The sequence below is a fragment of the Zhihengliuella sp. genome (assembly GCF_031178195.1).
GTDB lineage: Bacteria > Actinomycetota > Actinomycetes > Actinomycetales > Micrococcaceae > Zhihengliuella.
Genome location: NZ_JAPSJL010000012.1, coordinates 19550 through 34387, shown reverse-complemented (window position 1 = coordinate 34387; position 14838 = coordinate 19550). Strand labels below are relative to the sequence as shown.

Sequence of the window (14838 nt, the reverse complement as noted above, 5' to 3'; positions counted from 1 at the left end):
TTCTAGGCGCGGTCGGTAAGCTGGACGGGTGCCTATCGAATTGATCCTGACCATCGTCGTCGCCGTCGTCCTGGTCCTCGGCCTCGGAATCGGGGTCGCCTTCCTGCTGCGCGGCCGCAAGACGAAGCCCGGAACGTACCCGACCACCCGCGACGAGAACGATCCGCCCACCGGCTCGGCCGGAGCGCCGACGGCCGAGGCGCCGCCGGGGACCGGCGAGCCCGTCCCCGCCGCCCCTCCTGCCGTCGAGGCCGCGCTCCCCGTCGAGGAGACGGAGGCCGAGGCTGTCCCGCTCGAGGTGCCCGAGCCCGCCCTGGGCCGCCTGGCCCGACTGCGCGCGCGGCTGGTCAAGTCCAACAACGCCCTCGGCAAGGGCCTGCTGCGCCTGCTGAGCCAGGATCGCATCGACGACGACGTCTGGGACGAGATCGAGGAGACGTTGCTCCTCGCGGACCTCGGCACGGACGCCACCATGGAGCTCGTCGACACGCTGCGCGAGCGGGTGACCGTCGAGGGCCTGCGCGAGCCCGACGCGGTGCGCGCCATGCTCCGGGAGGAGCTCGTGAAGCTCCTCGCCCCGGAGATGGACCGCTCGATCGCCTCCGACCGGCGCGAGGGCCGCCCCGCCGTCGTCATGGTCGTCGGCGTCAACGGCGTCGGGAAGACGACGACGATCGGCAAGATGGCGCGGGTCCTCGTCGCGGAGGACAAGGACGTCCTCCTCGGGGCGGCGGACACGTTCCGCGCGGCCGCCGCCGAGCAGCTGGCCACCTGGGGCGCCCGCGTGGGCGTTCCGACGGTGCGCAGCGACGTGGACGGCGCCGACCCCGCCTCGGTCGCGTTCGAGGCGGTCAAGGCCGGCATCGAGCAGGAGGTCGACGTCGTCATGGTCGACACTGCCGGGCGTCTGCAGAACAAGGTCGGCCTGATGGACGAGCTCGGCAAGATCAAGCGCGTCATCGAGAAGCAGGCCACGGTCGACGAGGTCCTGCTGGTCCTCGATGCCACCACCGGCCAGAACGGCCTGAACCAGGCGAAGGTGTTCGCAGAGGTCGTCGACATCTCGGGCATCGTCCTGACCAAGCTCGACGGCACCGCCAAGGGCGGGATCGTCGTGGCGATCCAGCGTCAGCTCGGCGTGCCCGTCAAGCTCGTCGGCCTCGGCGAGGGACCGGACGATCTGGCCCCGTTCGAGCCCGGCGACTTCGTCGACGCGCTGCTGGACTGAGCGCCGACCGTGCCCCCGCGCAAGCGGTTCATCCGGCTCAAGGAGCAGACGCCCAACCGCGACGTCTGGCACGAGCCGGCCGACCGGTACCGCCGGCGGACGGACGGGACACTGGCACGCGGCCCGTTCCGCGCCCGCACCGACCGCCAGGGCTTCCTGCAGACCGGTAACACCGGCCTGCGCGGACCGGCGGTCTACTTCCTGGGCGGGTCGCTGGTGGAGTCCATGTACGCTGACGAGGACCGCCGCTTCGTCTCCCAGGTGGAGCGGCGCCTGCGCGACGGCGGTCCCGTGCACCGCTGCTTCAACGGCGGCTACTCGGGTGCGACGACCCTGCAGCTCGTCAACGTGCTGCTGAACAAGATCGTCCCGCTCCTGCGACCCAATGACACCGTGGTGCTCTTCGTCCCGCAGTCCGACACCGACGTGCTCGACCGCGAGGGCGGCTACTGGACCCGGACCGAGCGGCACTCGCCGCTCGTGCCCGTCGTCGACGCCGAGTACGAGGCACCGGTGACCGTCCCCGATTTCGAGGCGCTGCACCGGCTGCTCGACGTCGTGCGCACCATCCGGCGGGCCTTCCACATCAACCTGGTGCTGGCGACGTCTCCGCTGCGGGACGAGCCGTACGAGGAGTCCGAGTACCTCCGGAAGCGCTTCGCCGACCGCGCGACCTACGACCGCGTGATGTCCCTGCGCCGCGCGCTGGTCGCCGAGGTGCGGCGGAACGTCCGGATGTTCCCCGGGACGGCATTCATCGATGCCAGCGCGCTGATCGCCGACCGGCCCGAGCTCTTCTACGACGACCTGCACCTGAATCACGCGGGACAGGACGAGTTCGCGCGGCTGTTCGCAGCTGCGCTCGTGCCGCTGCTGCCCGGCGGCCGCCACTGGCGGACCTACCGGATCCGGCGCAAGGCCGACCGGACGCTGCGCCTGCTGCACCGGCGCGGATTCGGCGGCTGAACGGCGCCGACTCCGGCGGCCTGCCGGCCGGAAAACGGTGCCCCGGTACCCGCGAAACGCGCCCGTTACACGGCCGCCACGTGATCTTCACGCGGCGGCCGTCGTCGTTACCGGGCCGAAACGCCCCGGCGCGGGAGGGGTAACACGGCTCCGGTTCTCTGGAGGGGAAGGCGAGAGATCGCCGGATTCCCTTTCGAACACAGGAGGACGGACATGGAACTGCAACCGGTTCACGTCTGGATGATGGTCTGCGCGGCCCTGGTGCTGCTCATGACGCCCGCGCTCGCCTTCTTCTACGGCGGCATGACCCGCGCGAAGAGCGTGCTGAACATGATGATGATGAGCTTCGTGGCGCTCGGCATCACTGCCGTGGTGTGGGTGCTGTGGGGCAACTCGATGGCCGGAGGCGGCAGCAGCGTCGGCGGGCTCTTCGGCAACCCGTTCGAGCAGTTCGGCCTCGCCGGCCTGATCGGCACCGAGGACCTGATCGGCGCCGGATTCGCCGGCACGTTCGCGATCATCACGGTCGCGTTGATCTCCGGGGCCATCGCCGACCGGGCGCGCTTCGGCGCCTGGTGCCTCTTCGTCCCGGTCTGGGTGACGCTCGTCTACGCGCCCGTCGCGTTCTGGGTGTGGGGCGGCGGTCTGCTCTCCGCCGAGGGCGCCATCGGCAGCTGGGCCGGGGAGGCCATCGACTACGCCGGCGGCACCGTGGTCCACATCAACGCCGGCGTCGCCGGTCTGGTGCTGGCCCTCATCCTCGGTCAGCGCAAGGGCTTCGGCCGGGACCCCGGCCAGCGCCCCCACAGCATCCCGTTCGTCATGCTCGGCGCCGCCCTGCTCTGGTTCGGCTGGTTCGGCTTCAACGGCGGCGCGGCCTCCGACCCGGCGGAGGCCGGACTGATCTGGATCAACACGATGGTGGCACCGGGCGCCGCCCTGGTCGCCTGGTGCGTCACCGAGCGCATCCGCGACGGCAAGCCCACCTCCCTGGGCGCGGCCTCCGGCGTGGTGGCCGGCCTCGTGGCGATCACCCCAGCCTGCGCCGACGTCTCCCCGCTGGGCGCCGTCGGCCTCGGAGTCGTCGCCGGTGCCGCCTCCGCCCTGGCCGTCGGCCTCAAGTACCGCTTCGGATACGACGACTCGCTCGACGTCGTCGGCGTGCACCTCGTCTCCGGCCTGATCGGCACGCTCGCCCTCGGGTTCATCGCCCGCGACACGGGCCTGCTCTACGGCGGAGGCTTCGAGCAGCTCGGCGCGCAGACCGTCGCCGCCGTCGTCTCGATGGCTTACACCGGCGCCGCCACGCTGGCCATCGGCCTCGCGATCCACCGCACCATCGGGTTCCGCATCAGCGAGTCCGACGAGCAGACCGGCATCGACCTCGCCGAGCACGCCGAGACCGGCTACGAGTACGGCGGCCTGGGCACCAGCGCCGGGAGCTTCGTCCCGCACCCGGCCACGTCCGGCCACCTCGAACTCAGCAAGTAATCCACCGAGAAAGGCGTCAGACCATGAAACTCGTGACCGCCATCATCCGTCCCGACAAGCTGGACGGCATCCGCGAGGCCCTCGAGAGCTACGGCGTCCAGGGACTCACCGTCAGTCAGGCCAGCGGCTACGGCCGCCAGCGCGGGCACACCGAGGTCTACCGCGGTGCGGAGTACACGGTGGACCTGCTGCCGAAGGCCCGCGTCGAGGTCCTCGTCTCCGACGAGTGGGCCGACGACATCGTCGACGTCCTCGTCGCCACCGCCAACACCGGGCGCGCCGGGGACGGCAAGGTCTGGGTGGTCCCCGTGGAGGAGGCCGTTCGCGTCCGCACCGGCGAACGCGGCGACGCCGCCCTCTGATCACGCGGCGACGCGGCCCTCTGGTCGCGCGGCGGAACAGCGGGACGACGACGAGGGGCGGCGGTGCGGAGGAGGCACCGCCGCCCCTCGTCGTCGGCGCCCTTCCCGGCTCCCGCATCGCCGACCCCCGTCGGGAGCGGTGCGAGGGCCGGGCCGGGCAGTGGGGATTCGACCGGCGGGGAATTGATAGTCTAGGTAGTCGAATCCGGCGGGGGAGCACCCCCGCGCAGCTGCCCGATCGAAAGAAGTCACCGGCACGTGTTCAACTCACTTTCCGACCGCCTGACAGCTACCTTCAAGAACCTCGGTGGCAAGGGCCGTCTCACCGAAGCGCAGATCGACGGCACCGTCCGCGAGATCCGCCGCGCCCTGCTCGACGCCGATGTGGCGCTGCCCGTGGTCCGCGAGTTCGTGGCGCACGTCAAGGAGCGCGCGCTCGGGGAGGAGGTCAGCAAGTCCCTCAACCCGGGCCAGCAGGTCGTCAAGATCGTCAACGACCAGCTCGTGGACATCCTCGGCGGCGAGACCCGGCGGCTGCGTCTGGCCAAGAACCCGCCGACCGTCATCATGCTGGCGGGTCTCCAGGGCGCCGGCAAGACCACACTCGCGGGCAAGCTGGCCCGCCACCTGAAGTCGGAGGGGCACACCCCGCTGCTGGTCGCCTGCGACCTCCAGCGCCCCAACGCCGTGAAGCAGCTCCAGGTCAACGGCGAACGCGTCGGCGTCCCCGTGTACGCGCCGCACCCGGGCGTCTCCAGCGAGTTCGAGTCCGTCACCGGCGACCCCGTGGCCGTGGCACGCGACGGCGTCGCCGAGGCCCGGGCGAAGCTCCACGACGTCGTCATCGTCGACACCGCGGGCCGCCTCGGCGTCGACGCCGAGATGATGCAGCAGGCCGCGGACATCCGCGCCGCGGTCGAACCCGACGAGGTGCTGTTCGTCATCGACTCGATGATCGGCCAGTCGGCCGTCGAGACGGCGCAGGCCTTCAACGAGGGCGTCGACTTCACGGGCGTGGTGCTCTCCAAGCTCGACGGCGACGCCCGCGGCGGCGCGGCGCTCTCGGTGCGGCACGTCACGGGCAAGCCGATCATGTTCGCCTCCACCGGCGAGGGCCCCGGCGACTTCGAGGTCTTCCACCCGGACCGCATGGCGAGCCGGATCCTCGACATGGGCGACGTGCTCACCCTCATCGAGCAGGCGCAGAAGAGCTGGGACCAGGACGAGGCCCAGCGGATGGCCAAGAAGTTCGCTGACCGCGAGGACTTCACGCTGGACGACTTCCTCGCCCAGATGCAGCAGGTCCGCAAGATGGGCTCGATGAAGAAGATGCTCGCGATGATGCCCGGATCGGCCATCTCGCGCCAGCAGCTCGAGCAGTTCGACGAGCGCCAGATCGACCGCATCGAGGCGATCGTCCGGTCGATGACGCCGCATGAGCGCAACGCCCCCAAGATCCTCAACGGGTCCCGCCGCGCCCGGATCGCCCGAGGCTCCGGCGTGCAGGTCTCCGAGGTCAACCAGCTCATCGAGCGCTTCGGTGAGGCGCAGAAGATGATGAAGCGGATGGCCGCCGGTGGCGGTATGCCCGGGATGCCCGGCGGCGGGCCCGGGCGCGGCAAGAAGAGCGGCGGCAAGTCGAAGAAGAAGCAGAAGTTCGGCAACCCCGCCAAGGCGGCCCAGGCCGAGCAGGAGGCTGCGAAGCGCAAGTCGGCCAGCCCGACCGGCGCTGCCTTCGGCCAGGCCGGTGCCCAGGACTTCGACCCGTCCAGCCTCGACCTGCCCAAGGGCTTCGAGAAGTTCGTGAAGTAGTCGCGGGCGCGCGGCCGCGGCCGTTCGCGCCCGCCGGGGGTTCTCTGGCATAATGGTCGGGTACTTGATCCGCGCGGTCCCTCTCACTGCGCGTGTATCTCGTCCTTGAGAACCCACACGCTGGCCCGCCCCACGGTGCAGAGGTGTGCGGTTCGCCCCTTTAGAAACAGGAGTGACCACACCAGTGGCCGTTAAGATTCGTCTGAAGCGCTTCGGCAAGACGCGCGCCCCGTACTACCGCATCGTCGTCATGGACTCGCGCAACAAGCGCGATGGCCGTGCCATCGAGGAGATCGGCAAGTACCACCCGACGGAGGAGCCCTCGTTCATCGAGGTCCAGTCCGAGCGGGCCCAGTACTGGCTGTCCGTCGGCGCCCAGCCGACCGAGCAGGTCGCCGCGATCCTCAAGATCACCGGCGACTGGCAGAAGTTCAAGGGCATCGAGGGCCAGGAGGGGACCCTGAAGACCAAGGTCGCTTCCGAGGCCTACGTCGCCCCGGAGAAGGACTCGGTCATCCTGCCCGAGGCCATCACCCCGAAGGCCGACAAGTCCGAGGCTCCGGCCGAGGAGGCCGCCGAGGCTGAGACCACCGAGGCCGAGTAGTGATGCTGGCTGAGGCCCTCGACCACTTGGTCCGCGGGATCGTCGACTCGCCCGATGAGGTCGAGGTCGCCGTCCGCGAGAACCGACGTGGCGATGTGCTCGAGGTCCGGGTCGCCCCGGACGACCTCGGGCGGGTGATCGGTCGACAGGGCCGCACCGCCAAGGCCCTGCGCACGGTCGTCGCCGGCCTCGCGGGCGGCGAAGCCGTCCGCGTCGACGTGGTCGACACCGACCGACGCCGCTAGGCCGTCAGCCGCACCGCCTTCCGAGAGGACCCGCACCCACTGACATCGTCAGGGGGTGCGGGTCCTCTCGCGTCCGGGGCGCCCGTTCCCGACTAGGATGGACCGGCGGGTCTCGCCCCACGGACCAGCACCCAAGCACCAGCAGACCCAGCACCAGCAGACCCAGCACGAGGAGTAGTCATGCGCCTACAGGTGGCACGCATCGGCAAGCCGCACGGTATCCGCGGCGAGGTCACGGTGCAGATCACGACCGATGCGCCGGAGGACCGGTTCGTCCCCGGCAGCGTGTTCGCCGTCGAGCCCGAGCAGCACGGACCGCTCACGCTCACCCGGGCCCGCTGGAACAAGGAGATCCTGCTGCTGACGTTCGAGGAGGTCGCCGACCGCAATCGCGCCGAGGAGCTCCGCGGTGCACGCCTCTTCATCGAGGCCGACGAGGAGTCCGACTCCGAGGAGAGCGACGAGTGGTTCGCTCACGAACTGGTCGGCCTCGCCCTCGTCGTCGACGGGCAGCGCGTGGGACGGGTCACCGGTCTGCGCTCCGGCACCGTCCAGGACCTCCTCGAGGTCGAGTTGGACGACGGCGAGGAGGTGCTCCTGCCGTTCGTGGAGGAGATCGTCCCCGAGGTCGACGTCGACGCCGGGGAGGTCGTCGCCACGCCGCCGCCCGGGCTGCTGGACGTGAACCGCGCGAGCGGCGGGCAGGAGCGCTAGGGTGCGGATCGACGTCGTCAGCATCTTCCCCGAGTACCTGGCCGCACTGGACCTGTCCCTCATCGGCAAGGCCCGCCGGGACGGGCTCATCGACCTCGCCGTGCACGACCTCCGCGACCACACCTACGACCGGCACCGCACCGTCGACGACACCCCCTACGGGGGCGGTGCCGGCATGGTCATGAAGGCGCAGCCGTGGTCCGAGGTGCTCGAGCGGATCGATGAGTCTGGCCCGTTGGCGACCCGGCCGGTCGACGTCGATCCGGCCGCCGCGGCAGCGGAGGGCGACGAGGGCGCGGAGACGCCGGCGTCCGACGCCGAGCCGCCCGAGCGTCCGGTGCTGATCGTCCCCTCGCCCGCCGGCGCCGTCTTCAACCAGGCGATGGCCTACGACCTCGCCGAGCGCCGCCACCTGGTGTTCGCGTGCGGACGCTACGAGGGCATCGACGAGCGCGTCATCGAGTGGGCCGAGGACCGCTTCGATGTCCGCCCCGTGAGCCTGGGCGACTACGTCCTCAACGGGGGAGAGGTGGCCGTCCTGGCGATGGTGGAGGCCATCGGCCGACTCCTGCCCGGCGTCGTCGGCAACCCCGAGTCACTCGTCGAGGAGTCCCACTCGGACGGGCTCCTCGAGTATCCCGTCTACACGAAACCGGCGCAGTGGCAGGACCGCGAGGTGCCCGAGGTCCTGCTCTCCGGCAACCACGCCCGCATCGCGCGCTGGCGTCGCGACCAGCAGCTCCGCCGGACCGCCGACCGGCGTCCCGACCTCGTCCTCGAACTCGACCCGGAGTCCCTGGACCGGGCGGACCGCGCCTTGCTGGACGAACTCGGCTTCCACGTCGGCGCGGAGGGTGTGCAGCCTCACGCCGAGTAGCGGGCTCCGCCCTCGTCACGGCTGGCCGCATCCCGCGCCCGGTTGTGGAATAATGGTGCTCCGTGCCTACTGGGCCGGCCTCCTGCCGCAGGGGGAGCCGACCAACAGTCAGGACCCGGACGCCCAACCCGCGTCCGGCGCGAACACCTCCGGTCCCCGCATTCCCGCGTCAGCGGCTGCGGACCGCGTCCACGGTGGATGACCTGCGGCGTCCATCGAAGGAGAAGCGATATGAACATCCTCGATTCCGTCAACGCGGCATCCCTGCGCAGCGACGTCCCGGACTTCCGCCCGGGCGACAACGTCAAGGTGCACGTCAACATCGTCGAAGGCAAGAACACCCGTGTCCAGGTCTTCCAGGGCTTCGTCCTGGGCCGCCAGGGCAGCGGCGTGGGCGAGACCTTCACGGTCCGCAAGGTCTCCTTCGGCGTCGGCGTGGAGCGCACCTTCCCGGTGCACACGCCGGTCATCGAGAAGATCGAGCTCGTCAGCCGCGGCGACGTCCGCCGCGCGAAGCTGTACTACATGCGCGACCGCCACGGCAAGGCTGCCCGCATCAAGGAGAAGCGCGACTTCAGCGCCGGCAAGTAGGCCCGAACCGGTCTTGCTCGACTCCTCCACGGCCCCCGCGCGGGGCCACGCGAAGCGCCGGTCCCGTTCGCGGGACTGGCGCTTCGTCGTCCCCGTCCTCGCCGCCGCCGCGGTCATCGCCCTGCTCCTGCGGGCGACCGTCGTGGACTTCTTCTACATCGACTCCGCGTCGATGACCCCTGCCCTGCGTCCCGGCGACGGGCTTCTGGTCAACCGGCTGGCCTACGCCGGCGGCGCCCCCGAGGCCGGAGACGTCGTCGTCTTCGACGGGACCGGCACGCTGGCGCCGTACCGCTCGCCCGACGTCGTCCGCGACCTCGTCGAGGGGCTGCGACTCGCCGGCGGCAACGACTACTTCGTCAAGCGCGTCGTCGGCGCGCCCGGCGATCACGTGGTCTGCTGCGACGCCGACGGCCGCCTGGTGCGCAACGGCGAGCCAGTCCGCGAGCCCTACCTGCATCCGGGGGACGCACCGAGCACGACGGCGTTCGACGTCACGGTGCCCGACGGCCGGATCTGGGTCATGGGCGACCACCGGTCGGACTCGACCGACTCCCGGGCTTTGCTCGGAGCCCCGGGCGGGGGCGTGATCCCGGTGGAGCGCGTGGTCGGCCGGGTGGATCGGATCGTCTGGCCGCCGGAGCGCGGCGGGCGGCTCGGATCCGACGCGCAGGGCACGCAGCAGTGACTAGAGTTGCCAGAGCCGGCGCCAGCGCCGGCGGAACGGATTCGGAAGGACAGTCGTGAACGAGAACGCAGCCGCGGCGGCATCGCCCGGACGGGACCCCGGCCGGAACCGTCCCGGACGTTGGGCCTGGCTCCGCGAGGTCCTCCTGATCGTCGGCGCTGCCCTGGTGATCTCCTTCATCATCAAGACGTTCTTCTTCCGCGCTTTCTACATCCCCTCCGGTTCCATGGAGCCGACGCTGGAGATCAACGACCGCATCTTCGTGAACCTCATGGTGCCCGGCCCCTTCGAGCTCGCCCGCGGCGACGTCGTCGTCTTCCAGGACGAGCTCGGATGGCTCGGCCCGGCCCCGGTGGTCCAGCAGAACCCGCTCCAGGACGCGCTCGTCTTCGTCGGGCTGGCACCGGACCTGGCCAGCCAGCACCTCGTCAAGCGGGTCATCGGACTGCCCGGGGACACCGTGAGCTGCTGTGGGACCGAGGGGCGGGTCGAGGTCAACGGCACCGCGATCGACGAGTCCTACGTCAGCGAGGGTGCGGCTCCGTCCGATCTGCCGTTCGCCGTGACCGTCCCCGAGGGGAAGATCTGGGTGATGGGAGACCACCGCGACGCCTCCGCCGACTCGCGCTACCACCACGACCGCGGCGCCGGGTTCATCGACATCGAGGACGTCGAGGGCACGGCCGTCGCGATCGCGTGGCCGCTGGACCGGATCCAGCCGCTCAGCACGGACGAGGACGTCTTCGCGCGGGTCGGCGAGCCGTCCCGTCCGGCCACCGGCGTCGGGCACGAGGGCGGGGGCCGCTAGGGTGCCGCGGACCGTCAGCCCGCCGAGGACCGCCACGGCGCCCGACCTGCGCGTCGAGACCGGCCTGCTGGGCGCGGGCGAGAGGCTCGTGGCCGGTTGCGACGAGGTCGGCCGGGGTGCCCTGGCCGGCCCGGTCACCGTGGGCGTCGTCGTGGTGGACCCCGCCGTCGCCGTGCTGCTCGAGGGCCCGCGCGACAGCAAGCTGCTCACGGCCGCCGCCCGCGAGGCGCTCGTGGAGCCGATTCGTGAGTGGTCGCTCGGCTGGGGCGTCGGCCACGCCAGCCCGGGCGAGATCGACGACGTCGGCCTCTCGGCCGCCGTCGGACTCGCCGGGCGCCGGGCCCTCGAGGCCGCCAGCGCCGTCCACCGGCCCGACGTCGTCCTCGTGGACGGCAACTACGACTGGCTCAGCCCGAAACCGCAGACCAGCCTCTTCGAGGCCGCCCTGACCGTGGCTCCGGAGGGTGCCGATCCCGGCCGAGCGTTCCCGCGCGTCAGCACCCGGATCAAGGCCGACCTCGCGTGCCTCAGCGTCGCGGCGGCCTCGGTGCTGGCCAAGGTCGAGCGCGACCGGCTCATGGTGCAGTACCACCGGGACGAGCCGCACTTCTGCTGGGCCGAGAACAAGGGCTACGGCACGGAAGCGCATCGCGCCGCCCTGCGCGAGCACGGGCCGAGCCCACGCCACCGCCGCAGCTGGCGCCTGGTCTGACCGCCCGACGCACCGGGCATGCGCGCCGCGGCCACGCGGTGGGGGACAATAGCCGTTCAACCAGGAGGGAAAATGAGCGCAGAAGACCTCGAGAACTACGAGACCGACATGGAGTTGCAGCTCTACCGCGAGTACCGCGACGTGGTGAACCTCTTCAGCTACGTCGTCGAGACCGAGCGGCGCTTCTACCTGGCCAACCAGGTCGACGTCTCGCCGCGCTCGGCCGACGGCGAGGTGTACTTCGACGTGACGCTGCAGGACGCGTGGGTCTGGGACGTCTACCGCACCGCCCGGTTCGTGAAGCAGGTCCGCGTGATCACGTTCAAGGACGTGAACGTCGAGGAGCTCGCCCACGACGAGCTGACCGTGCCCAAGGCGACGGGGATGGACGGGGCCTGACGCTCCACTCGTCCTCCACAGCGCTCCGCGCGCACGCCGCAGTCCCCAGGACCCCGATCCACCGGATCGGGGTCCTTCCGTTTCCGGCCACGCTGGGGTCGGAGGTACTCATGACACACCATCAGGACATCGGGGCCCGCGGAGAGGCTCTCGCCGCCGACTACCTGCGCCAGGTCGGGCTCGAAGTCGTCGACCGCAACTGGCGCAGCCGGCGGGGAGAGCTCGACATCCTCGCCCACGACGGCGGCACGGACGTGGCCGTGGAGGTCAAGGCCCGCACCTCGCACCGCTATGGACACGGTGCCGAGGCGGTGGCGGGAGCCAAGCTCGTCCGGCTCCACCGCCTCGCCTGGGAATGGCAGCGCAGGCACGGGCGCCGCGGGGCCGACCTGCGGGTGGACGTCGTCGCCATCGTCTTCGACGCCGACGGGTACCGGCTGGACCACTACCGGGGCGTGGGCGCATGAGCGCTCTCGGCCGGGCCCTCGGGATCACGCTGACGGGACTGCAGGGCGATGTCGTCGAGGTCGAGGCAGACATCGGCGGTGGCCTACCGGCTTTCGTCCTGCTCGGACTGCCCGACGCGGCTCTGGCCGAGAGCCGCGACCGCATCCGGTCGGCGGCCCGGAACACCGGCCTGCCGCTGAGCCCGCGCCGGATCACCGTGAACCTCCTGCCCGCCGCGCTGCCCAAACGCGGCTCCGGGCTCGACCTCGCGATCCTGGTCGCCGCTCTCAGCGCAGACGGTGCCATCCCCGTCGTGCCGGACGCGGCGTTCATCGGCGAGCTGGGGCTGGACGGGACGATCCGGCCCGTCGCCGGCGTCCTGCCGGCCGTGCTGGCGGCGGCCGCGCACGGTATCCGGCGCGTGGTCGTGCCGGGCGCGAACCTCCACGAGGCCCGGCTCGTGCCCGGGGTCGACGTGCGCGCCTTCGAGCACGCCGGCGAGCTGCTCGCGCACCTCGGGGTCGACACGAGCCTGCTGGTCCGTCACGGGGCAGGGCACGGTGCGGTCGCGAGCGGCTCGGCGCGCCACGATCCGTCGACGGGCAGCGACGGCTCGACCGGGAAGGACGCAGCTCGGCGGGCCGCAGCGCGGGACAGCTCCCGGCCCGACTTCGCCGATGTCCGGGGCCAGGGCCTGGCGCGCTACGCGCTGGAGGTCGCCGCCGCCGGCGGCCACCACGTGCTGCTCAGCGGCGAGCCCGGCGCAGGCAAGACCATGCTGGCCGAACGCCTGCCGGGGATCCTGCCGGACCTCGATGATGCGCAGGCGCTCGAGGTGACGGCCATCCACTCCCTCCACGGTCGGGGAGCGATCAGCGCGCTGATGCGCCGGCCGCCGCTCGAGGCACCCCACCACAACACGACCATGGCCGCCCTCATTGGAGGCGGCAGCGGCGTCCCGCATCCGGGTGCGGCCAGCCGCGCCCACCGCGGAGTCCTGTTCCTCGACGAGGCCCCGGAGTTCCCGGCGAAGGTTCTCGACGCCCTTCGGCAACCCCTCGAGGCCGGTGAGCTGACCCTGCATCGCTCCGGAGGCGCGGCGACCTACCCCGCCCGGTTCCAGCTGGTCCTCGCCGCGAATCTCTGCCCGTGCGGCCGGACCGGTTCGCCGGGCCACGACTGCGAGTGCACTGCGCTGGCCCGCCGCCGCTATCTGTCCCGGCTCTCGGGACCGCTCCTGGACCGGATCGACCTGCAGATCAACGTCCCCCGGGTCCCGCCCACTCAGCTCACGTCAGGGCCGACGCCGGAGTCCAGTGCGGACATCGCCGCACGCGTGGCGGCTGCACGCTGCCGGCAGGCGCAGCGCCTCGAACGCTACGGCCTCTCCCACAACGGGGAGATCCCGGGGCGGCTGCTGCGGACCGAGCTGGCGCCGCAGCCGAGGGAGACGGCTCAGATCAACCGGGCCGCAGAGCATGGCTGGCTCTCAGCCCGGGGGATCGACCGCGTCCTGCGGATCGGCTGGACCATCGCCGACCTCCGGGGAGCAGAGCGGCCCGCGAAGGCGGACTTCGACATCGCACTCCAGCTCCGCCAACACCGAGAGGCCTCCGCATGACCCAGCATCTGAGCACGATCGACGACCCTCGACGGGCCCGGGCAGCCCTCTCCCGGCTCATCGAACCCGGCGACCTCACCGGAGCAGCGCTGGTGCAGGTGCTCGGACCCGTCGCAGCACTGCGTCTCGTGGCGCGGGAGCACCCAGCCGTCCCGGCCTCCGTGCAGCAGGACGTCGCCGACCTGCTCGGTGCGGCCGCCGCGACCCGGCGCGAACTCCACGTCGCCGCCGGCCTGGAACGGTGGCGCCCGCGGCTGGCCGACGCGGTGCCCGAAAGGGATCTCGCCACCATCGAACGGCTCGGCGGCGGACTTCTCACCCCGGAGGATGCCGAGTGGCCACGGCAGCTCGAGGCGCTGGGCCCGGGCGCGCCGCTCTGCCTCTGGTGGCGCGGTCAGGAATCCGCTGCGGCGGGCCTCGGGGCAGCCGCGGACCGGCTCGTCTCCTTCGTCGGCAGCCGTGACGCCACCGAGTACGGCGTGCGGGCGGCGCACGAGCTCGTCGCGCCCCTCGTCGGGCGCGGGCTGGTGATCGTCTCCGGCGGCGCGTACGGCATCGATGCGGCCGCGCACCGCGCCGCCCTCGCGACCCAGCAGGGGAGCGTCGGGCCGGCCACCATCGCTGTCATGGCCGGCGGCGTGGATCGCTTCTACCCCGCCGGCAATGAGGACCTCCTCCGCGCCGTCGCCTCGCAGGGGGTCGTGCTGGCCGAGGTGCCCCCCGGCGCCTCGCCCACGAGATGGAGGTTCCTCCTGCGCAACCGGCTGATCGCGGCACTCTGCCGCGTGACCGTCGTCGTGGAGGCCCGCTGGCGCTCGGGCGCCCTCACCACGGCGCGGCGGGCCGCCGAGATCGGCCGCGACGTCGGCGCCGTCCCGGGATCCATCTTCTCCGCCAACTCGGCGGGCTGCCACCGGCTGCTGAGCGAGGGCTGCGCCGTCGCCGTCACCCGCCCCGAGGACGTGCTCGAGCTGACCGGCTCGGGTGTCCCCGCAGGCACCCGCGGGGCCGAGGCCGACGGTACCGACCCGACCGCCTCCGATCCGGGGCGGCGACCGCACGACGGGCTGGACGTCCAGGACCTGCTGCTCTACGACGCGCTTCCGGCCCGGGGCCGCACCACGCCGGACAAGCTCTGCTCGGTCGCCGGACTGGGCGTCGGCGCCGTCCTCGGGGGTCTCTCGCGTCTCAGGGCGCGCGGCCTCGCCGTGGAGGAAGCGGGCGGGTGGCGTCGCTCCGGGTAGGGCGGGCCGGCCCTGCGGCGCCACGGTGA

At 71.9% G+C, this 14838-nt stretch carries 17 protein-coding genes; all 17 read left to right on the top strand.

Annotated elements, in window-relative coordinates; all coding sequences use genetic code 11:
* Positions 1-28: 28 nt before the first annotated feature.
* The 17 genes from ftsY to dprA all read left to right on the top strand — a co-directional run bounded on the left by ftsY (position 29) and on the right by dprA (position 14809).
* The gene (gene ftsY, locus RIN46_RS13805; protein WP_375141887.1) at positions 29-1228 is read left to right on the top strand and encodes a signal recognition particle-docking protein FtsY; all 1200 of its coding nucleotides are present in this window, start codon (positions 29-31) and stop codon (positions 1226-1228) included.
* 9 nt (positions 1229-1237) lie between these two features.
* Positions 1238-2194 (top strand): SGNH/GDSL hydrolase family protein, encoded by a 957-nt coding sequence (locus tag RIN46_RS13800; protein WP_309081882.1) that lies wholly within the window; start codon positions 1238-1240, stop codon positions 2192-2194.
* A 213-nt stretch (positions 2195-2407) separates the two neighbouring features.
* Positions 2408-3685, top strand: a complete 1278-nt coding sequence (locus RIN46_RS13795; protein WP_309081881.1) for an ammonium transporter — start codon at positions 2408-2410, stop codon at positions 3683-3685.
* Between the two features lie 23 nt (positions 3686-3708).
* The gene (locus tag RIN46_RS13790) at positions 3709-4047 is read left to right on the top strand and encodes a P-II family nitrogen regulator (RefSeq protein WP_309081880.1); all 339 of its coding nucleotides are present in this window, start codon (positions 3709-3711) and stop codon (positions 4045-4047) included.
* 258 nt (positions 4048-4305) lie between these two features.
* A complete protein-coding gene (gene ffh, locus RIN46_RS13785) occupies positions 4306-5859 on the top strand; it encodes a signal recognition particle protein (protein ID WP_309081879.1) in 1554 nt (517 codons plus the stop codon).
* A gap of 184 nt (positions 5860-6043) precedes the next feature.
* Positions 6044-6463, top strand: coding sequence for a 30S ribosomal protein S16 (gene rpsP, locus RIN46_RS13780; RefSeq protein WP_309081878.1), 420 nt, complete (start codon positions 6044-6046; stop codon positions 6461-6463).
* A 2-nt stretch (positions 6464-6465) separates the two neighbouring features.
* Positions 6466-6708, top strand: coding sequence for an RNA-binding protein (locus RIN46_RS13775; protein ID WP_309081983.1), 243 nt, complete (start codon positions 6466-6468; stop codon positions 6706-6708).
* 180 nt (positions 6709-6888) lie between these two features.
* Positions 6889-7422: a ribosome maturation factor RimM gene (gene rimM, locus RIN46_RS13770; RefSeq protein ID WP_309081877.1), complete on the top strand. Its 534-nt coding sequence runs from the start codon at positions 6889-6891 to the stop codon at positions 7420-7422.
* Between the two features lies 1 nt (position 7423).
* Positions 7424-8299 (top strand): tRNA (guanosine(37)-N1)-methyltransferase TrmD, encoded by an 876-nt coding sequence (gene trmD, locus RIN46_RS13765; protein WP_309081876.1) that lies wholly within the window; start codon positions 7424-7426, stop codon positions 8297-8299.
* 231 nt (positions 8300-8530) lie between these two features.
* Positions 8531-8890, top strand: a complete 360-nt coding sequence (rplS, locus tag RIN46_RS13760) for a 50S ribosomal protein L19 (RefSeq protein ID WP_309081875.1) — start codon at positions 8531-8533, stop codon at positions 8888-8890.
* 13 nt (positions 8891-8903) lie between these two features.
* A complete protein-coding gene (gene lepB / locus RIN46_RS13755; protein ID WP_309081874.1) occupies positions 8904-9578 on the top strand; it encodes a signal peptidase I in 675 nt (224 codons plus the stop codon).
* Positions 9579-9633: 55 nt separating this feature from the next.
* Positions 9634-10386, top strand: a complete 753-nt coding sequence (lepB, locus tag RIN46_RS13750) for a signal peptidase I (RefSeq protein ID WP_309081873.1) — start codon at positions 9634-9636, stop codon at positions 10384-10386.
* A 1-nt stretch (position 10387) separates the two neighbouring features.
* Entirely contained in the window at positions 10388-11098 is a 711-nt protein-coding gene (locus tag RIN46_RS13745) for a ribonuclease HII (protein WP_309081872.1), read from the top strand.
* A gap of 72 nt (positions 11099-11170) precedes the next feature.
* Positions 11171-11497, top strand: a complete 327-nt coding sequence (locus RIN46_RS13740) for a DUF2469 domain-containing protein (RefSeq protein WP_309081871.1) — start codon at positions 11171-11173, stop codon at positions 11495-11497.
* Between the two features lie 110 nt (positions 11498-11607).
* Positions 11608-11964, top strand: a complete 357-nt coding sequence (locus RIN46_RS13735; RefSeq protein WP_309081870.1) for a YraN family protein — start codon at positions 11608-11610, stop codon at positions 11962-11964.
* Positions 11961-13565: a YifB family Mg chelatase-like AAA ATPase gene (locus RIN46_RS13730; protein ID WP_309081869.1), complete on the top strand. Its 1605-nt coding sequence runs from the start codon at positions 11961-11963 to the stop codon at positions 13563-13565. The genes RIN46_RS13735 and RIN46_RS13730 overlap by 4 nt, the downstream gene beginning before the upstream one ends.
* Entirely contained in the window at positions 13562-14809 is a 1248-nt protein-coding gene (gene dprA / locus RIN46_RS13725) for a DNA-processing protein DprA (protein ID WP_309081868.1), read from the top strand. Before RIN46_RS13730 ends, dprA begins: the two co-directional genes overlap by 4 nt.
* Positions 14810-14838 lie beyond the last annotated feature (29 nt).